The 20803-nt window shown below is 30.3% G+C and carries 19 protein-coding genes; 17 read left to right on the top strand and 2 right to left on the bottom strand.

The genetic code is table 11. The annotated features are described in order from the left end of the window. Positions 1 to 34: 34 nt before the first annotated feature. From TASI_RS00515 to TASI_RS00595, 15 genes are all read left to right on the top strand, one after another. Positions 35 to 655, top strand: a complete 621-nt coding sequence (locus tag TASI_RS00515; protein WP_014110793.1) for a hypothetical protein — start codon at positions 35 to 37, stop codon at positions 653 to 655. Positions 656 to 2096: 1441 nt separating this feature from the next. Beyond that, a complete protein-coding gene (locus TASI_RS00525; protein ID WP_014110794.1) occupies positions 2097 to 2750 on the top strand; it encodes a hypothetical protein in 654 nt (217 codons plus the stop codon). Beyond that, the gene (locus TASI_RS00530; protein WP_014110795.1) at positions 2747 to 3367 is read left to right on the top strand and encodes a hypothetical protein; all 621 of its coding nucleotides are present in this window, start codon (positions 2747 to 2749) and stop codon (positions 3365 to 3367) included. Before TASI_RS00525 ends, TASI_RS00530 begins: the two co-directional genes overlap by 4 nt. 1231 nt (positions 3368 to 4598) lie before the next feature. Next, entirely contained in the window at positions 4599 to 5243 is a 645-nt protein-coding gene (locus tag TASI_RS00535; protein WP_014110796.1) for a hypothetical protein, read from the top strand. After that, on the top strand, positions 5240 to 5860 hold the full coding sequence (locus tag TASI_RS00540) for a hypothetical protein (protein ID WP_014110797.1): 621 nt from the start codon (positions 5240 to 5242) through the stop codon (positions 5858 to 5860). The genes TASI_RS00535 and TASI_RS00540 overlap by 4 nt, the downstream gene beginning before the upstream one ends. Positions 5861 to 6293: 433 nt before the next feature. Beyond that, a complete protein-coding gene (locus TASI_RS00545) occupies positions 6294 to 7847 on the top strand; it encodes a type VI secretion system Vgr family protein (protein ID WP_014110798.1) in 1554 nt (517 codons plus the stop codon). Positions 7848 to 7861: 14 nt separating this feature from the next. Then, a complete protein-coding gene (locus tag TASI_RS00550) occupies positions 7862 to 8755 on the top strand; it encodes a hypothetical protein (RefSeq protein ID WP_014110799.1) in 894 nt (297 codons plus the stop codon). Positions 8756 to 8764: 9 nt separating this feature from the next. Then, positions 8765 to 9661, top strand: coding sequence for a hypothetical protein (locus tag TASI_RS00555; RefSeq protein ID WP_044977871.1), 897 nt, complete (start codon positions 8765 to 8767; stop codon positions 9659 to 9661). Positions 9662 to 9672: 11 nt separating this feature from the next. Then, positions 9673 to 10563, top strand: coding sequence for a hypothetical protein (locus TASI_RS00560; protein ID WP_014110801.1), 891 nt, complete (start codon positions 9673 to 9675; stop codon positions 10561 to 10563). 1 nt (position 10564) lies between these two features. Then, on the top strand, positions 10565 to 13315 hold the full coding sequence (locus TASI_RS00565; protein WP_014110802.1) for a DUF2169 family type VI secretion system accessory protein: 2751 nt from the start codon (positions 10565 to 10567) through the stop codon (positions 13313 to 13315). 3 nt (positions 13316 to 13318) lie between these two features. Next, entirely contained in the window at positions 13319 to 14392 is a 1074-nt protein-coding gene (locus tag TASI_RS00570; RefSeq protein WP_014110803.1) for a pentapeptide repeat-containing protein, read from the top strand. Continuing rightward, positions 14374 to 15042, top strand: a complete 669-nt coding sequence (locus TASI_RS00575; protein ID WP_014110804.1) for a DUF3540 domain-containing protein — start codon at positions 14374 to 14376, stop codon at positions 15040 to 15042. The genes TASI_RS00570 and TASI_RS00575 overlap by 19 nt, the downstream gene beginning before the upstream one ends. Positions 15043 to 15053: 11 nt before the next feature. Continuing rightward, complete coding sequence (locus TASI_RS00580; RefSeq protein WP_014110805.1) at positions 15054 to 15440, top strand: DUF4150 domain-containing protein; 387 nt, start codon at positions 15054 to 15056, stop codon at positions 15438 to 15440. A 970-nt stretch (positions 15441 to 16410) separates the two neighbouring features. Further along, positions 16411 to 17142, top strand: a complete 732-nt coding sequence (locus tag TASI_RS00590) for a hypothetical protein (protein WP_014110806.1) — start codon at positions 16411 to 16413, stop codon at positions 17140 to 17142. Between the two features lie 106 nt (positions 17143 to 17248). Then, the gene (locus TASI_RS00595) at positions 17249 to 17890 is read left to right on the top strand and encodes a hypothetical protein (RefSeq protein ID WP_044977873.1); all 642 of its coding nucleotides are present in this window, start codon (positions 17249 to 17251) and stop codon (positions 17888 to 17890) included. Here TASI_RS00595 and TASI_RS00600 read toward each other — a convergent pair. Both TASI_RS00600 and TASI_RS00605 read right to left on the bottom strand, forming a co-directional pair. Continuing rightward, complete coding sequence (locus TASI_RS00600) at positions 17887 to 18453, bottom strand: hypothetical protein (RefSeq protein ID WP_014110809.1); 567 nt, start codon at positions 18451 to 18453, stop codon at positions 17887 to 17889. The genes TASI_RS00595 and TASI_RS00600 overlap by 4 nt on opposite strands. Continuing rightward, the gene (locus tag TASI_RS00605; RefSeq protein ID WP_014110810.1) at positions 18447 to 18950 is read right to left on the bottom strand and encodes a DUF2778 domain-containing protein; all 504 of its coding nucleotides are present in this window, start codon (positions 18948 to 18950) and stop codon (positions 18447 to 18449) included. Before TASI_RS00605 ends, TASI_RS00600 begins: the two co-directional genes overlap by 7 nt. Positions 18951 to 19582: 632 nt before the next feature. On the opposite strand from TASI_RS00605, the gene TASI_RS07835 reads away from it, so the two are divergent. After that, positions 19583 to 19738, top strand: coding sequence for a hypothetical protein (locus TASI_RS07835; protein ID WP_014110813.1), 156 nt, complete (start codon positions 19583 to 19585; stop codon positions 19736 to 19738). A 42-nt stretch (positions 19739 to 19780) separates the two neighbouring features. Next, entirely contained in the window at positions 19781 to 19969 is a 189-nt protein-coding gene (locus tag TASI_RS07740) for a PAAR-like domain-containing protein (protein ID WP_014110814.1), read from the top strand. The last annotated feature ends 834 nt before the right edge of the window (positions 19970 to 20803 follow it).

Genomic DNA, 20803 nt, shown 5'->3' on the forward strand with positions numbered 1-20803 from the left:
GTAACTTTTTTTTGAGAGAAAAACTAAATTATATATGAACTTAAAAAATAGCCTTATTTATATTTTTGTGAGTGTACTGATTACTATAAATCCATCTTTAGCTAACAATGATAGAAATAAAATTAAAGATGAATTTATTAAAAGTGTTTTGGAAACAAGAGAAAGCTATCCAAATGATAAGATTAATAAATTATTTGAAGAAGGTAAAAAAAAGAAATGGGATTCAAGGGATGAGTTAGTATATCGTCCAAGTCCACAAGGAAAAATTTTCTGTAGTGACCTTCTTTTTTACCCAACTGTAGAATCTGCCTATGAGTGTGCATTCAGTGATTTTATTCCTTATTTGGCGTATAGATCCGAATCGAGTCCAGAATCTAATGCAATGTTGCATTTGTGGATAAGTATCTACTTAGAACTAGCTAGAATATTGTTAGAGAAATACGACCATCACTATGCTTATTATTATTCCAAATACGATAATAAGGAATTTTGGCAAAATAAAGTAAATCAACTGCAGAATTGTTTAGATAAATACACAGAAAATTTTTCAACTAAAGATATAGATATGTCATGCATAACACCTATAAGATCTCCTTATTTAGATAAACCTAGGAGATTGCAAAAAGAGGTATTAAAGAAAATTTTTGAGAATTAATTTTTTGTAAGTCTGTAACTTTTTTTGAGAGAAATACTAATCACCTTTTAAATCCTACCCTAATATTAATTTAGGCAGACATGGATTTTTTATGTAGTTGACGGCAATCAATATTGATACCTCTTAAATTTTATTTATAAATATACCCTAGAATATTTTCAATTAACAAACTCTAAATTACCGTAGGAATCTTATTTTTTGTTAATTAAAAGTTGAAAATTTAAAGTTATCAGATGATGGATTTTGGAGTGTCAAATAGACAATTAGAAAGGTGAGTCCTTTCTTTTTTTATTAGATTGCTACTCGAAGATGTAAAAGTTAGATAGTTTTAGTTTTTATATTGGATCTGTATAAAACTTAGTCAGCTTCAACTTCTTTGAGTGTATTCTATGTATCAATTATTAGGTTTATTTTTCCTATAATTTTTATCGAGCTATTCTAGTAATGTTTTATCTTCTCCTTAACTCAATACTCATTTTATTGTTTTAGATATTCTTCAAGAAAGAATTGTTATTTCAGATATAGATAAAATTCAATTTATCAAAACTATGCAGCGAAATATAACCAGGGAACATTATTACGATCCAGATAGTCTTTTTAAATATTACTGCGTACCTATTTAACCAACTTTGTAGACTTTGTTTGAGTGTCTACAAGCAATTTGTATTAATGCCTTGACAAAGTTTAAAGATATAAATATAAACCTAACAGTTCTCAATGATATTGAATCGGGATTATTAGCGGTTAAGATATTAGCTAGGATAACTTCCAAGGATAAAATATTCACGCACCCAGGGGGAAACGAAAAAAAATATTGGGTAACAAGAGCTGACAAACTATTAAAGTGTGTAGATTTATTTAGGATACTGGGTAAACCTGTCACTACTGTCGAATGCTTAAAAGTGATTCCTTCGGCACTCACAGGAAAGCCATGGAGGCTGCACTAGAGTTTAAAAAGACTTTAGACAAGGTGCCATTAGCTGAGCATATATTTCTTAGATAGCAGTAAGTAAGTTTTCAACTTCAAGTTGAAATTTTTCGTTTATACACATCGAATATTTAATATTCCAGTGCAAACATAAGTGAAAATCTTGTGCATTAATTAGTGTTTCAAAGGTAATCTCTTAATTGTGGAAAGTTGTATCACAAAATTTACAAAAATAAGAAATAATTATTATTTAATCCTAAATGAACAATTTCTCAAATATTGGTTGTAGGGTTAATGCCAAAAGGTAAATATAGGAATGGGGTAATACCTAGTATATTTGTTTAAATTTTGAGAAAATTGAGTCAATTTTGGATTGCCGAGAGGTGGTCATTTTCGCTAGACGATTAAACCACAAAATAGTAAGTACTATAACCTTATTATTGTTTAAGTAACTATAAGTTCATAATATTTATTTATATTTATAAAGTTATAAGAATTTTTCTACTATTAAGTATGGTATATAAAGGTCTAGATTGTTTTAAGCACTCTGATGATGGATTCTGGAGGGTTAAACTGAATAGTAATCTGGAAGTTTCTGTTCCTTCTTATACAAGGGTTATTCTTGGTGAGATTAAGAATGAGAGGCGATTTTTTTCATTTTACGAAGGGTTATATAAGAATCAGGAAGCTTCAATAAGTTTAAAAAATGGTGACCCTTTCATGGGAAGGATGCTTAATTATAGAGAGAATGTTAATTTGGTTTTAAATCTTAATGTTAGTGCTAGTGGCAACAAACAGGAACAAATTGATGGAATCCTTGTTACCCCAATAGGTAACTTGCATTGTAAATCATGGGGTAGACCCTATCACCCAGGGTTTCAAATAATTTTAGACTCTATTTATAGAATTAAGTTTCCTGATTATCCTCATATAAGTTCTACTAGATATAATTCTAAAACACATTTATATAAAGTATGGTTTGGTCTTGAATTACTAATAGGTAGTGAAAACATAACAGACCGCTATCTTCATTTTGGACAAACCTCTCATGGATGTGTGTCATGTTCGGGTGGTGAATTATGGACAAGTTTATGTGAGTACCTATTAACAAGCAGAGTTAGAAATAATTTTGATACTGTAGGGTTTTTAAAGGTTAATTATAGATGAACTTAAGAAATAGCCTTATTTATATTTTTTTGTGTGTACTGATTACTATAAATCCATCTTTAGCTAACAATGATAGAAATAAAACTAAAGATGAATTCATTAAAAGTGTCCTGAAGACTAGAGAAGCCTTTCCAAAAGATGAGATTGATAAATTATTTAAAGAAGGTAAAAAAAAGAAATGGGATTCAAGGAGTCAAATAGTTTATCGTTCAAGTCCACAAGGAAAAATTTTCTGTAGCGATGTTCTTTTTTACCCAACTGCAGAATCTGCTTATGAGTGTGCATTCAATTATTTTATTCCTTATATGGCATATAGATCCGAAGTAAGTCCAGAATCTAATGCAATGATGCATTTGTTGATAAGTAAATACTTAGAACTAGCTAGAATATTGTTAGAGAAATACGACCATCACTATGCTTATTATTATTCCAAATACGATAATAAGGACTTTTGGCAAAATAAAGTAAATCATCTGCAGGATTGTTTAGATAAATACGCAGAAAATCTTTCAACTAAAGATATAGATATGTCATGCATAACACCTACAAGATCTCCTTATTTAGATAAACCTAGGAGATTGCAAAAAGAGGTGTTAAAAAAAATTTTAGGGAATTAATATCTTGGAAGTCTGCAACTCTTTTTTGGAAAAAAAGCTTCGCATATTCAGACTTGCATTTAAAAATTTATGAGCCTGTAATTTTCATGTATAACTCATCACCTAAACTTCCAAATAAGCAACCCATTTTGGCTCTGTTGAATGTGATTTATGAATAAAGTTTTAAGGTTGTTTTTCGCATTAAATTTATCTAGCTTTTCTGAGTGTGTACTTTCATCACCAGAAGTAGATGCTGAAGCTATTGTTCAAAAAATTATTCAAGAAAGAATGTTTCAGAGGCTGATAAGAACAAATTCGTTAAGGCTTTGCAGCAAGATATAATTAGAGAACCTTACTATGGGCCATATGGTCTATTTAAGTATTACTTGTACACCGAATTATCCTACTTTAGAAACTTTGTTTAAATGCGAACATGCACTTTATTTTATAGCATTGACAAAATTTAAAGATAAAGATACTGACTATCTGTACTCAATAATATTGAATCGAGATTATTAGCGGTTAATAAGATATTAGCCAAATTAACTCCCAATGATGAAATATTCACACACCCAAGATTGATCATTAAAAATATTGGGAAAAAAGGGCTGACATATTATTAAAGTGTGTGGAATTATTTAGAACTTCGGGGATGCCAGTCACAACTAGTGAATGTAAAAAAGTAACTCCCTCTGCACTCACAGGAAAGCCCTGGAGGTTTGTGCCTGAGTTTAAAAAAACTCTCGACAAGGTTCCACTAGTTGAGTAGCTATTTTAAAAAAAACTGTCATTATATTTAAAACTTATAGTTAAATTTTTTTGTTTTACTGTATCTGAAATAGGCAATGTTACAGAGCACTCATTAATAAAAATTTTGTGCATTTATAAGTGATCTAAATCAGAGCTTATTCTAGAATTGCCGATTTAGTTAAAAAGGGGTTAAATTTGGATTGTCGTTGACATGCACAAAAATGTGAGCAGAAAAATCTAAGAAATTTACTAATAGCTACAATTAACGTTTTTTAATCGTAATAATTGTGAGCAAAGGATTTACAGGTAATTCGCAATTCTATTCTAAATCGTAACATTGCTACAATTCTCACTTTTAACTTTCACCTATTAAAAACAACTGATAAATTTTTAGGTCCGTTAAGAAGACTAGGATGAATTAACATAAAGTTATTTTAGTGACTAGATACATAAAATTTTAACAATTTTATTTTAAATTAGTCTTTTCATATAAATATTTAAGATGAATAATTTAGACTGTTTTAAATTAACTGATGATGGATTTTGGAAAGTAAGATTGGATAATAAGTCTGAGGTATCCGTCCCTAGTTTCACTCGCGTTATACTAGGTGATGTCATTAAGGATAGACAAAAATTTACCATTATTGATGGGGTGCACAGGAGTAAGAATGCTTCTATTTCGTTAAAGTACGGCAACCCATTTGTTGGAAAGTGCATAACGTATTATGACAATATAGAACTTGTCTTAAAACTTTATGTTTCTAGAGATCAATCTATGTCCCAGATTCATGGAATTCTAGAAACACCAGTAGGACAATTGAAATGTATGTCATGGGGGCTTGCAAATGAAGAGGGTAAAAAAATAATATTGGACAATGTGTATAAGATAAAGATTCCAGATTTCCCACATAAAAGTATTAGTCGATACAATAATTTCAGCAAGTTTTATAGGGTTTGGTTTGGGCTAGAATTGCTAGTTGGTTATGAGAACTTCTTTAACCGTTACCTACATTTTGGTTCTCTTTCTTGGGGGTGTGTATCCTGCATTTCAGGTTCATTATGGACATCATTGGTTATACTTTTGCTTAGGAGTCGCTTAAAGAATAGTTTAGATAACGTCGGTTTGTTGAAAGTTAATTACATATGAATAAATTTAAACTTTTATTAACTCTAATTGGTCTTATTACTACTCTTTGTTCTCAGTCGTTTGCAACTGATACTAAACATGTAGTCGATATGGACTATATAAATAAAGCTTTGGATGCAAGAGAATCAATTTCAATATTTGAAAATGAGAGATTTTTTTTAGAAGGCAAACAAAAGAAAACAGACTACAGAGAAAACTTAATATATCAACCTAGTCCACAGGGAAAAATATTCTGTGCCTCTGTACTTATGTATCCAACGGCTGAATCGGCATATGAATGTGCATTTAATTACTTTATATTCTATTTGTCCAATACGTACAATAAAAATCCAAACCTTAAGGATATTGATATTGTTTGGATAAACACGAACTTAGAATTAGCACGAATTTTGATGGAGAAATACAATTTTCATTACGCAGAATTCTATTCAAAATACGATAATAAGATTTTTTGGGAGAAAAAAGTATCGCATCTACAAACCTGCCTCGATAATTACACGAGAAACTTCATAAAAGCAAACGTAGATGCCTCTTGTATAATCCCTACCAAATCTCCTTTTTTAAATGAAACTAGAAAATTACCAGATGACGTTATTAAGCATATTTATGGACGGTAACTAATTTTTTTCTTAATTTTATTATTTACAGTCTCTTTATAAATTCAGAAGAATTAATAAAAACTCTTAATCTTAGGCGCTTATTAAGATTTAGTTCCTGCAAATAATAATTTTTGTGAAGTCTTAGTTAACCCCTGGTTTCCCTAATTATTAAAGTATTAAAGGGGTTGAAAGAAAATTTAACGAGATCTTTTTCAATGGACTTTTTTTATTTGGAGCTATTGTAAATTCCAAATTATTTAAATATGTAAATTAGTTGTGCTAAATAAACACATGTTGAAAATATAAAGTATTGAATTTAATTAAACTTCCTGATTCTGTCACGAAATTGAAATACTAAATCCTTATTATTGTCTTAAAGAATTTCCTTCCCATTAATTGAATTTTCATATTTCAGAAGTATTCTAGTTTTACTTCTCAGGAGTTAGTAGTTATGGCAGACCGTCACGCAATCGCACATGTAGCGATACCTAGTCTTCAGTTTTTAAGTCTTAACGGGCATGAATCCCTTTCAAATTTGTATGAATTTGAAGTTGAACTTGTATCTATGGATAATTTTATTGATGTGCGTAAAATGCTTGGCACACAACTTACTGTCGAATTAGAGTCATTTATGTCCACGCCTAGGTACCTGACTGGTCGTGTTCGTAAGTTTGAATTAGTTGGATCTGATCAGGATGGTTCAGAATATTTAATTTACAAGGCACATGTTGTACCTCCTTTGTGGTATCTGACTCAGGGTAAAGATTATAAAATCTTTCAAGAGAAAAAAATCGAAGACATAATCAAAGAAATCTTAGATAAATTTGAAATCAAATACGAGTTTAAGCTTTCAGGTTCTTACAGAAATTGGGAGTATGTAGTTCAATACAATGAATCTCCTTTTAACTTCATTTCAAGATTAATGGAACATGAGGGTATGTACTATTGGTTTAAACATGATAAAAACGAATCTACTATGGTTATCTCTGATGATGCTTCATCTCATGAAGAGTACCCTTCTTATGAAACACTTAATTATTTGTCTTCTGGATTTAAGGTTTTTGATTCCAGAGAGGTTATTACTTCTTGGAGACATAATGCAGTAGTTACGCCTTCGAAATATACGGTTGTGGATTTTGATTTTAGAAAGCCAAGCACTGCATTAGATACAGAGAAAGAAAATCAACTTGATGGTGATGATAGTATTGAAGTTTATGAATGGCAGGGTGGATATCAGGAATTATCTGATGGCGATAATTATACTAAATTAAGACTGGAAGAATTAAAAGTACCTCAGGAAATTGTAGAAGCTGATTCTAATATTCGTGGTATTTGTCCTGGTTATAAGTTTACGCTTGCAAATCATCCAAGGCCTTCTGAAAATCAAGATTATGTAGTTGTTCAAGCCCATTACATGGTTCAGGTTAATGGCTATTCAACCAACTCAGGTAGAGAAGATTTTTTCAGTACTAGCTTTTATTCCTTGCCAGCATCAATACAATTCCGTGCGGCTCGTAGAACTCCAGAGCCTAAAACTCACGGACCTCAAACAGCTACTGTTGTCGGCCCTTCTGGAGAAGTGATTTATACTGATAAATACGGTAGAGTTAAAGTGCAATTCCACTGGGATCGTGATGGTAAAAAAGATGAGAACTCTTCTTGTTGGGTTCGTGTCTCAAGTCCCTGGGCTAGTACTGGTTTTGGTGGTTTACAAATTCCTCGTATTGGAGATGAAGTTGTTATTGATTTTATTGGTGGTAACCCAGATAGACCATTAATTATCGGCAGGGTTTATAACGAGGATAACCAGCCTTTAGTTAATCTACCAAATGATTCTCATACCTCAGGCTTCCGCACAAGAACAATTCAAGGCGGTAGCGACAATCAAAATTTCCTTTTGTTTAGAGACAAACAAGGAGATGAATTGGTGGACGTTCAAGCAGAAAAAGATATGAAGATATTTGTTAAGAATGACTTTTACTTAACAGTTGGTAATTGCGGTTAATAGAGGAGAGTTCAATGCCTAGTGCTTATAAGAAGATTCAGCATAATGTTGAATTTACTGTCCATAATGGTAATGAATCTCATATAGTTGAAAGTGGAAGTAGAACCACTAAGGTCAAACAGCTAGAGAAAGGTACTTTTAAAAATGGAAGAGATGAGCATATTTTAGCTGGTGGTCAAAAAACCCATATTCATGGTAATGAGGAGCGTTCGATACTTTCAGATGATCAAGTAATCGAGGTTAAAGGTGATCAAGTAGTTACAATTAGTTCGGGTACTAGAAGTTTAGAAGTAGGACTTTTTGGTGTTGATAAAGTTGAAGGTAAATATGATTTAACAGTTGAAAAAATAACTGAGAGAACTTATGGAACCTCTGTTGAAGAAACATATGATAAAACTTACGATGTTAAAAGCTCCTCAGTTACCAATACTTTTAAATTGGGTATTGAAGAGAATGTAACTAATAGCTTAACTGAATATAACAGAAATGGTGGGTTTGAGCACAACGTTACTTCAGGTGAATGGATAACTGATGTAGATGGTGATATTGATATTTGGTCTTCAGGAAATATAAAATTTGATTCTCCAAAAATTGAGATTTTAGGGAATGCTAAAATAACAATTGAAACCCCCTTACACTATATATATAAGCAAAATAAAGAAACAGAAAAGCCTTTCAAAGGAGACGTTTACATAGCGTCTTTTACTACAAGAATATTTGATGAAAAAGCGGGTACTGTGTTAGGTGCTGTAAATTGGTTTTCCAAATCGGATTATGGTTTGATAAAGTTAGATAATTATATCAAAAAGTTCGGTACTAAACCTCTTCGTATTCCTGAAAAGAAAGATGTTAATAATGACGCTGGTTCTACTAAAGCCGAAATGGCTGTTGTAAAAAATGATTTATAACTGGGGGGTATGATGGCAGGAAACTATACAGAAAATATTCTAAATAATCTAGAAACTCAAGTTATAGAGGGTAACCTCACTCATTCTGTTAATACTGGTACAAGATATACCAAGGTCAAACTTCTAGAGAAAAATACTTTTTCTAACAGACGTGAGTTATATATATTTAATGGACAAACTACAAGAATCAGTGGTGGTGAGGACCATAAGGTTTTTGATGGTAACCAGACTATAAACATTGAATCTGGATCACAAAAAATAACAGTACTTGAAGGGAATCGGACTCTTGACGTTAAATTAGCCAATTCTGATTGTTTTAAAGATTATAGACAAACTATTTCTGGTGAAACTAACAGAACATTTAGAGGTGAAACTACTGATAAGATAGGTGGAATTCATGTGGTAGATGTTTTAAAGAAAACAACTATAGAGATGGATTCATTAGATGAAACTGTTAAATCTTCTGCGGCTAAATATACTAGTGACTCTGGTTACACTGAAAAAACTAAAATTATTTGGAAAACTTCTGTAAATAGTGGTGAAGCCAACATAAAATCCACATCTAAAATCAACATCTCCAGTAATAGTATTATAGATATTTTGGGTACTAGTGCTATTGACTATCAAACCAACCTTTATTTGTTATTAGCACTTTTAAATGTTGAAGCAGGGGAGTTTAAAAAAGATAATGTGACTTTTTGTATCACAAGTAGAATTGCTTGTGAAGCTAAAGTTGCGGAAGTTCAATTAACACAGTATGCTTGGAAAATTGATAAGATGATACACAAAAATGATTTTAAGGTAATTGAAAAGAAAGAGGAAGCACTAAAAAATACAATTAAACTTGCCGGAATTGAGTTAAGTATAGTAATGATTTCAATTTTTGGATTTAGTTTATTAAACTAATAGAGGGTTCTATGCCAAATGCATTTATAAATATCGAAAATAATTGTTCCGTAAAAGTTCATAATGGGAATGAGAAACTTTTTGTTGACACTGGTTCTCGAACTACATTAATAAATGATAAGGACACTGCAGAGTTTTTTAATAGAAGAGAAGATTATATTGAGAGTTCAGGTCAGCTTGTTAACATTACAAAAGGTGAAATCCACAAGGTATTAGACGGTGGTCAAAACGTTACCTTAACTCAAGGTAACCAATCAATAAATGTCTCGAAGAATAGAATAATGAGAATTAACGGTGATTTAAAGGAAAATTTAAATGATAATCACACTTTAAACGTCGAAAAATCCACAAAACTTAAATTTAAATCACCAGTTAAGGATACTTTCGAAAGCCCTTACGAAAACATTACTGACAAACTTGTGACAAATAATTTTAAATTAGGTCTCAAAGAAACTGTCAAAGGTTTAACTAAGTATACACACGAATCTTCATTTAAAAATGAAGTTACAGGTTCTTATAATTTAAAAGTAAATGGCTGTACAGAATTATCTTCTAACTCAAAAATTAAATTTGAAGCTCCTGAAATTAGATTTTGTGCCCCAATGATTAGACAGGATTCACCTCATAACAAAGTTAATGCTGATGCCAAATGGGATTGGATTGGAGGATTGAAGGTTGATTTTTATTTTGTTTCATTTTATCAAAGACTGGTTGAAGCTAAGCTAAATGGATCTGCTATAACTGGTTACGGTCTCAAATCTGATTTTGGGTTGGTTAAGACAGAATTATGTGCAACTGAATCAAAAAATGATGTTGCTGATTCAGAAGTATCTCTCGGCCCATTAACACTCCTAGTAGGGGTATTTCAAGGAATACGTTCAGCAATTCGTATCCGTCTTTAAAATGAGAATAATTAAACCACTTTCAACTTCACTTTTTTATAGGGTGTACGAGTTTAATAGGCAAACATATCTATCACTGTCTGTTAATTTATATATTGACAAAAATGTTGATGAAGTTGAATTTCGTTTACTTAGTGAGCAACAGATGTGGCAGGATTTCACTTCTATTTCTGTTAAAGATTTTAACAGTGAATTGATTGATTTTGGTATGCCTAAGGATAAACCCGAAATTATTGTAAATGGCTACGCTTATGGTAAATATTCAGAAAACAATAGGTCAGCAGTCAATATTGAGGCAGGTAATATAAATAAAACTTTAACTGTCTATGGTGATAGGTTTTGGATAAATGGTCAGCCTAGCTCCCCAGAGGGTTTTGACAAGTTACCAATTTCTCTGAGTAAAGCTTTTGGAGGAAAAAATGTACCTTCCAATACATTAGGCAAGGGATCTGAAAAAATAACTAAGCCTGATGGAACGGTTGTAACTCCTCTTCCAAACGTTGAGGATCCTAATCAACCTGTGATATATCCAGATAAAGTATATCCAGTAGCAACTTTCGGCGCACTTCCTATTGAATCTCCTAATAGAAATAAATTACTTGGTACATACGATAGGAATTGGCTAGAAAAATTCTTTCCTGGATTTGCAAGTGATATTGATTGGTCTTATTTCAATCTCTCACCGGTAGATCAGCGATTAGCTACAATTAATGGTTTGGAAATGAAATTTACTAATATGAATCCTTACAAAAAAATAGTATATTTCAAAATTCCAGACTTAAAGCCCTTAATTTTTTTATTGCCTAGGGGGGATAAGTCATTAAAAACACCTTTAGAGTTGAAATTACAATCGTGTTTGGCTTATCCTCATAAAGAAACTTATATTCTTAGTTATCATGTTTCAACTCCAGTTGAATCTTCAGAAGTAGCTGATATCTTTGATTTTTTAATGTTGGCTATTGAAAAAACACATAGTAAAAGGTCTTTAGAACATTATCAAAATGTTTTAAACATTAGATCAAATCTGAGAAAAGCCAACCTTTATGCTACCTTTGATGAAATGTTGATAGATCAGGGTATTGATTTTAAGGGTTTGCCCTCTGTGCCTCTAAATAAACTTCTAAAAAGAAAATTATTTGAACTCAAACGAAAATTAAGCAACATTAAAGATATAAACAAAAAAGCCGAGAATTTAGATTTGGAACTTGTTGAAGATGCAAAGTTAAATTTTAGAAATTATTCTTATAAACCAGATTTCGAAAAAGATTTAAAGGATACTTTAGCTCAATTAACTTCAGATTCCTCTCCTGCATCACAGGAATTTAAAAAAATCCTTTCATCTATTGACTCCAATAATTTATATAAATTATTTGAATTAGTTGAATTAGATTATATAGAAATGGATTTCTTACTTAAGTTGCTAGTAGAATTAGATGAAAGCAAAGATGAATCAGTGTTAGAAACTGCTAGAAAAATACATACAAAAAGAAAAGAATTAAATAAAAAAATTGAGTCGATTGAAAATTTTGAAGTTGATCCTGATGAGAAATTAAAATATCTTAACGAAAAATTTAGCTTGACTAGAAACAAACTTATTGAAACAGTAGAAAATAGGAAATTTATTGATACGTCTAATCGTAACAAAACAGATTCGGATTTAGATTCATTTTTTAAAGATCATGATGATAAATCTCTAATGTTTTTTGAAAGCAATGCACCTACGATTGTTTACAACTCGAATTCAGTCAATAATGCTGTCGATTCTGTAGTTGAGCTGACGCATATAAATCAACTTTTTAAGTACTCTGTTAGTGGAATTAAAACTGAAATTATAGATAAGGATTTTAAGGATTTAGATTTAACTGGAAAACCAATGCAACATTGTAGTTTTAGGAATGTTTCATTCTTAGACGTTGATTTCAGTGATAGCTTGTTAGGAGAATCAGCGTTTGAAAACTGCGAATTCATTAATTGTAAATTTTTAAATTGTAATTTAAACGAAGCAGAACTAAAAAGTTGTAAACTAATTTCTTGCGATTTAAACGGCATTAATAATGATAACTCTAAATTTCATAATGTAATTTTTTTAAAATGTAACATTACATTATGGAATCATACGAGATTTGTTTCATCAAACATTTTATTTAATGATTGCAATATTTATTTTGTGACTTTCAATAGAGCAATCATAAAAGATATTGAATTTTACAATTGCAAGATTAATAAACTTACAATAATCAGCGGTAAATATAACTCTATTAAATTAATTAATTCTGAAGCCCTTAGTCTAAATTTTTCTACAGATAAAAGATTTGTTATCGAATCTTTTACAATAGAAAACTCGAAATTAGACTCTTTTTTTATTAAAGATTTATCCAAAGTAAACCATTTCGTTATAAAGGATTCAAAATTAGTATTATCCACTATAAGGCAGTGTGAATTTGATTGTTTTGAAATTTCAAACTGTGATTTAAAATACATTAATCTATCTAAATCAATTATAAGAAACTCTAAATTTTCAAAAGTTGATTTATCTAATTCTATTTTTACTGGATCTAAGATAGAAGATAGCCTTTGGTATGGTATTGATTTATCTTTCTCGCTTTTTAACAAACTAACTATTTTAAAAAGTACGCTTAAAAAAATCAGTTTTTTCTCCTCAGACGTCTCAGAGTTGAGTGTTGATGCCAATACTGTTTTCGATGAGAACTATTTAAATAGAATGAATATTTATCCAAAATTGAGGAATTAGTAAATGCAAAGCAATGATTCTATTAAGTTTGCTGAATTTTTGAATCTAGATCAAATCGAAAATTTTTCCTTTGAAAATTTAAATCTTGATTATAAAAATCTATTGCAAGGTTACGAATTTACAAGATGTATTTTTAAAAATATAAATTTTGAAAAATTGGATATTATCGATAATACTTTTCTTAATTGTGTTTTTTTAAATTGCAAGTTTAATAATTGTAAATTAAATAATAACGTATTTACTGGTTGTAAGCTCTCAAACTGTATTTTTTTGAATTGTTCTATTGATATATTTGCTTTTGCTTATACAGTTTTTGAAACCACTTTTTTAAATTGTTGTACGATAAAAAATTTTTTTATTACAGAATCTGATTCTATAGAATTAAGTATCTTAGATAGCACACTTGAAGTGTTTAGTTTACTGAATCATCAAGTTAAGTTTGCTTGCCCTAAATTGAATTTTTCCAATTCAAAGACTAAGTATTTTACAACGAATATGATTTCATTGGCAAATGCATCATTTCATTTATCTGACATTGAGTCACTTATATATATAGACTCTTCATTGCCCGAAGAATATACTTTTAATAAAGTTTCTTTGATTAAATCCCAGTTTACAAATAGCACCTTAGACAATATTGATTTTTCTGGATGCGATTTATCAAATTCATGTTTTAAATCTTGTAGTCTTAAAAATTGTAATTTTAAAAACGCTAAATTAGAAATGTGTTTGTTTCTTGACTGCAGCCTAGAAAATTCTCTTTTTAATAATTCTTTAATGAATATTTGTAATTTTACTGGTTCAAATATTTCGGGTTCCAATTTTGAAAACTCTGATTTATCGATGTCTATATTTAAGAATGCACAAGCTGTTAAATGCAATTTTAAGGAAAGTAATTTGCAACTATCAGATTTTTCTCATTCAAATATTACTGGATCAAATTTTTTGGAATCAAGCTTGGATCGTACCAAGTTTCACTCTGTTATCGATTTAGACGTTGTATGGGGTAATAAAATTAATTCTATAGGTGATGATAAAGATTTATTGGAGGCAGAACTATGGCTGACAAAAATATAAAAACTAATGAAAAAATTTCTATAGATTTCGACTTTCAAGATGGTTTTGGCAATTCTCTGAAGGATCTTTTAGATAGAGATTTTATTAATCAGGAAAAATCTACTATTGGTCATAGAGCTAAAGTAATTTCAATTGATTCATCAAATCTATACACAGTACTTATTGATAATCAAATTGAAATAAAGTGTAAGAGGTCAGTTAGCTGCTTAATTAAACCAGTATTAGGTGATGTTGTATTAGTGAATTTGGACAAAAATAAATTTGAAGATAATTATATCTTGTACATCCTAGATAGAGATAATGTTAACTTGTCTTATGAAGTGGACTTAAATTTAACATTTACATCACCTTGTTTAAAAGTTTCATCCGCACTATTTTCAATTAGTTCTAAAAGAATGTCAGTGAAAACTCAAGACTATAAATTGCTAACCAGTAATTTTGAAGCTACCACTCAAAATTTTAATGTGTACTCTAACAAATTAAATTTTTTAGCTAATTATTCTTATAAAACCGTTATTTATAAGGATGAATTAAGAGCCATGAATTTCGATCATACGGCTACTGGAATTGCTAAGCTGAGTGGGAACTTGACATACGTTCAAGGCAATGAAGTTCTAAAATATGATGGTAAATTAATGCTAGCAGGTTAAGGAGAAAAATTATGTTTGCAAATTGTCAGTTAGGTGGTATGGATTTAGGTTTTCCAGATGTATGTAAAACCCCAGTACCTCCTGTACCATACCCTAATATTGCACTAGGTCCAACAACTATACCAGTGTGTTTTAATACTTTACTTATGTGTACACCCCGTCATAATTTAATGTCTTTTCGACCCATCACTCAAGGTGATACACCAGGTGTGGGTTTAGGGTTGGTTTCACAGACAGTTATGGCTCAACAAAGGCATGTAACAGGTTCTTTTACATTTATAGTAAAAGGTGCACCACATACTAGAGTTACTAGTATGGGTCCTGCAAATTTAATTAATTGTCCACTTTCTTATAGGACAGTTCCGAGTCAATTTAAAGAAATTCTATTGTGTCCATGAATTTATAAATCCCATCAAATTTTAGAACCTATTCAGGTTATCCTCACTAATTCAATAATGTCATTTAAACATTGTTAGTGGAAATTTACAAAATTAAAAGTAGTTTTATTTTCAATAGCGGAAAACATATTAATTTTTCTTTTCCTGTTTTTGCTGGTTTTTGGGTACCCAATTAGAGCTTTGATTTTAATCAAATTAAATCTCTTATATGGTAAAACTGGGTTTCCCAAATTGACAAACTTAGACTTTAGTATCGAGGCAAATTAACTGCCTGTTACAAAGGGTTGTTTTCACATGAATTTACCATACTTATCTATATACGATAAAATCCATCTCTAAGTGAGTTATTTTTAATTACCAAGTCAATCCTATGGATTACATAATTCAATCACTCTACGCTTGTTGGTATTATTTGGTACTAACAAAGTGGTGGTTTGTCTTAATTGTGACCGTGCTGTTTTTTTGCATTTCAATTTATCTTGAGAATAAAAAGAAAGGTAAAAATAAGAAAAAAAAGAAGTGGATTCTTCTAGACTCTCTTTTTTTTACGGTATTGTTTGGCATATTCTCATATGGCCCTATAGGTTTATTGGGTAATATTATCCAATCTCCCAATATTTATATTCTAAACAAATTAGGTCATGAGGTTGACGTTGAAGTTGTAGATTCATGGGAGTCTAATACTCTGATCAATTACCGGTACGTCAATTGCTTCAAACTTCGCTACAAAACTTTAGACAATCAGCAAATAGAAGTTGACAGGTGTCAACCTTGGTATTTTGAAGGTCATAAAATTGTTTACTTGCCCCATTATCCAAAAGTAATTTCAATTTCAAATAAAGATAAGAACTAATCGGTAAACAAAAATCAAAAATTTCTCATTGGCTATGGCATTGTCTAAAATTCGACATTCTACATTGGCAAAGGCGATAAGCATATTCCAAGTCATACAACTTTTTATAAAAGGCAAATGAGAACACGTACTTATTTTTTTGATAGCATTAAATTAATAAGGTTGCTTAAACGCTATAATTTATTGAATTTACTAGTAAATAAAACACTTATGCCTAGATCAGTATTCAGATTCCTGCAATTATCACTTCTATTCTTTTTGATAAATATAGGTTTTATTTCTGTTGGGGAAAGCAAAAATAAGGTGCCTTTGATCGGGTCTGAGCAATGTAGAGTCGTATTGCCAATTAAGATTAGAAATGATGATTGGAAATCATATGCAGAATACATTTTTTTAAGATTGATTCATGACAACCTTAAACCTATCAATGTAAGACCCGATCTAGTTAAAGCAGAAAGCGTCAGATTTGGTTTTGGTTTCACCTTATCCTGTCCAGCTGTATTTGTTAATAAGTTGATGCATGAGTTTCTTTCGACCAAGGTTATGCAGGAATTTCATGAAATATACGGAGACTTAAATAATAGCGAACCAAAATTTGAACAAGATGGAAATACATGTTTGTTATCGTCTAACTTGCCCTTTGTAGAAGAAACATTCCCAGAGCAATTAAGGATATTTTTAAAGCACCATATGCTTTCTTTTGTTGATTTAAAAGCTACTAGATTAAATATGGTAATGAATAAATATACATTTACTTTCAAGGGCCAATGTGAAGACGTACTAGTTGATTACTATTATCAGAAATTGTTTCCATTTGAATATTTTAAGGATAAGAGTAAAACCAAATAATTAGACTATAGATCACGCTTTTATACTTGGATATTTAAAATTTACTTTTAATTTATTCAAAGGCACTTTCATAGAAACCTCTAACTCTGCAAGCAAATTTACGCATATGATTAAATTAATTTTTAAACTTTTAAAATCTTCGCTTTTGCTTTTAGCTCTTAGCATAGGCTTTATTTCACAAGGGGTATGCAATAGTAGCGTGCCATTGAGAAAATCTGAGCATTGTAGAATTGTATTGCCAATAGATATTAAAGACGAAGATTGGAATTACTATGCAGATTATATTACGTTTAAATTATCTTCAGAAAGTCTTTTCCCAATGAATTTGACTGCCGATCAAATCAACGCTGATAATAGTATGCGATTTGGTTTTAATTTAAGCTTATCTTGTCCAGATGCATATGCTAATAATTTAATGTTTGAGTTGGTCTCGCCTGAAATTTTTGGCGAATTTAAAGAAATGCAACGAGATAAAAAAATCGATTCTAAATTTGAACAAAATGGGAATAAATGTTTAGTTAAATCTAACTTGCCAATAGTACAGGAATCATTCCCAGAGCAAATAAGAACATTTTTAAAACAACATATACTTTCTTTTGTTGATCTTAAATTTTCTAAAGTTAATTTTGAGATGAACGAATATACGTTCACTTTTAATGGCCGATGTGAAGATATATTAGTAGATTATTATTATCAAAAATTATTTCCGTTGGAGTATTTTAAGGAAAAGAGTAAGACAAAAAATTAGAATTTATATCTTAATCTCGGGCTTACATATTTAAAATAAATTAAGTCGTATATTTTTGAAAGCACGAACAGAATTATTACAGCCAGAGAATTAATAAATGCTGCATGAAAATATTCGTAAGCCCAAATATCTTCAGCAGATTGCATATCAAATTTCATCATTACATGAAAAATAGTGAATGCATATTCCATTTCTTCTTCATTTAGGATACTTAAACCTAGATTTAAATTTAGAGTGGATGTCGTTAAGACGAGTGCAATAAAAAGCAAAATAAAAATTATTATCTGATCAATTATTTTGTGTATATTTGAAAGAACATTAATGGCATCGAATTTGATGAAATTAACAATAGAAGTGATTAGTATAGAAGATGCTAAGGAGGAGATAGGAATAAAAATAAGACAGAACTTAACTATTACTTCTAGTGCAAATTCGACATTATAGGGTTTAGGGTCATAGTCGAAGAACTTTTTCAATTCTTCTTCATTCAATTCAAATACAAAATAATAAATGGCTATGAAAGTAAAAATAACCAGTAAAAGTTTAAATGTTTTAGCTAACATACGTTTTTAATAGAATCTAGAGCTCTCACAAGAATGATTCCGTATGTTCTGATACTTGTGTTTGGAATGTTCATCGGCTCTTGGTTTAAAAGCTTAGCCCTTAAAAAATCAAATTCACTTTTATGAGTAAGGGTTATACAACCTAGTGAAACACCACTTCCAACCTTGGGATGGAGACTAAAAAGGCTTCTTTCATTTGAATTATAAGACGTAAAGTCGTCAATTTTATTATCGACTCTAAATAGAGCAAACCAGTCATCTTTCAGTGTTGGTTTTAGTTTTATACCTACACCCTTTTTTAATTTTTTTATCAATCCTACAGGTCTATCAACAATCCAATAACTACCTGGAGGAATAGGAGCGTAGGTTATATGAGCACACTCCAATCTATTGGTATAGGGATCTTTTCCAGTAAAAGCTTCAAATGTACCAATACCAGGACAAATCAACTTAGCTGATTTTTTGGAGCTATTGATTTCAAATCGACAAATAAGCATGAAATTAGTATGATTACTCTAAATATTTGCTACTTACAATAATAATGAATCTTATTTTCATTATTGTTTCAATGGTAATTTCACATGCATAAAAAATTAAATCATAATACTAATAAAATTTTAATAGATACCTCCCAAAAAAATATTACGAAATTGATGATAATTTTAAATCTTTATTAATCCATAAAATTAGTTTCAGCTCCAATGTAAACTTCAACATGAGGGGAATTATTATAAAAATTCCTCAAACAAAAGAAGAGAAATATAAATTAGTCCTTACGGATGGAACTAAAATTGAAGCCTGGAAAGCATCTGGTTGTTTACAATCTTTGAAAGAAGGTGATTTGGTTTCTGTTAATATTCATTGATCCTCTGAAACTTATATAACTTTGTTACTATGTAGTAATGATAAAGAAGCAATTTTTCTCGGTTTTGAGAACGTTCAGAATATTAAAGCTAGAAATCTTTCTATTAATATTGATCTTTTTACATTATTGTCAGCTGATACACAAATTGTTGGTTACACTTTATTTATGGTTCATAACAGAATGATTTCTAATTCTATAAATTTTGATCTCAAAACAAAAAATTCTTGAGTCACTTCAAATCAGTTTAATGATAATGTTTATAACATGAGACAAACATTATTTAAATCAAATAAGAAAGTCATAGGCAAAGATAAAATTAATGCAGGAAATATTGAATATCGTGCTAAGGTAAATTCTAGAATTGATGCTGGAGGCACTACGATTAATAGCAAAAATTTATTAAAACTTGATGGTAAATAAATAATGGCCGGATAGTTTAATTAACTTTTTAGGGAGAATAATATGCTTTTCATTATCACTCACATTAAAGGTTTGGATACTGGATTTCCAGACCTTTGTAAAACTCCGTCCAATGGTGTACCTGTCCCATATACTAATTTTGCAAAAGGTACAGTTGCAAGACCTAACCAGAGAAAGTTGCTTGTTAAGGGCAAACCTGTTCATAATCTTAAAACTAAAAAAAAGAACTAGAGGCGTTTTCCTGGAAAGTTGAGGGGGTTAATATCACAAACTACTGGCTCTACACATAAACATATTAAAGGAGCCAACAAGTTCTATGTTAAAATTTCTAAGGCTACTAGATTAAGTAGCCTAGGAAAAGGTAACAAAGTAAATTGTAGGATTCATACAAGAATTTCACCTGATCAGACAAAGTTTATAGTTATGTGCTGACAATCTTAGCTAATAACTATATCTTTATCTCATAAGCTAACTCAAAATTTACAATTATGGATTACATAATTCAATCACTCTATGCTTGTTGGTATTATTTGGTACTAACAAAGTGGTGGTTTGTCTTAATTGTGACCGTGCTGTTTTTTTTGCATTTCAATTTACCTTGAAACAAGAATGAAGGGTAATAATAAGAAAAAAAAGAAGTGGATTCTTCTAGACTCCCTTTTTTTACGGTATTGTTTGGCATATTCTCATATGGTCCTATAGGTTTATTGGGTAATATTATCCAATCTCCAAATATTTATATTCTAAACAAATTAGGTCATGAGGTTGATGTTGAAGTTGTAGATTCATGGGAGTCTAATACTCTGATAAATTACCGGTACATCAATTGTTTTAAACTTCGCTACAAAACTTTAGACAATCAGCAAATTGAAATTAATAGGTGTCAACCTTAGTATTTTGAAGGTCATAAAATTGTATACTTGCCCCATTATCCATAAGTGATGTCAATTTCAAATAAAGATAAGAATTAAGCAGTAAACAGAAATCAAAAATTTCTCATTGGTTATGGCATTGTCTAAAATTCAACATTCTACATTGGCTAAGGCGATAAGCATATTCTAAGTC

It is taken from the genome of Taylorella asinigenitalis MCE3, from assembly GCF_000226625.1.
In the GTDB taxonomy this organism is placed as follows: domain Bacteria; phylum Pseudomonadota; class Gammaproteobacteria; order Burkholderiales; family Burkholderiaceae_B; genus Taylorella; species Taylorella asinigenitalis.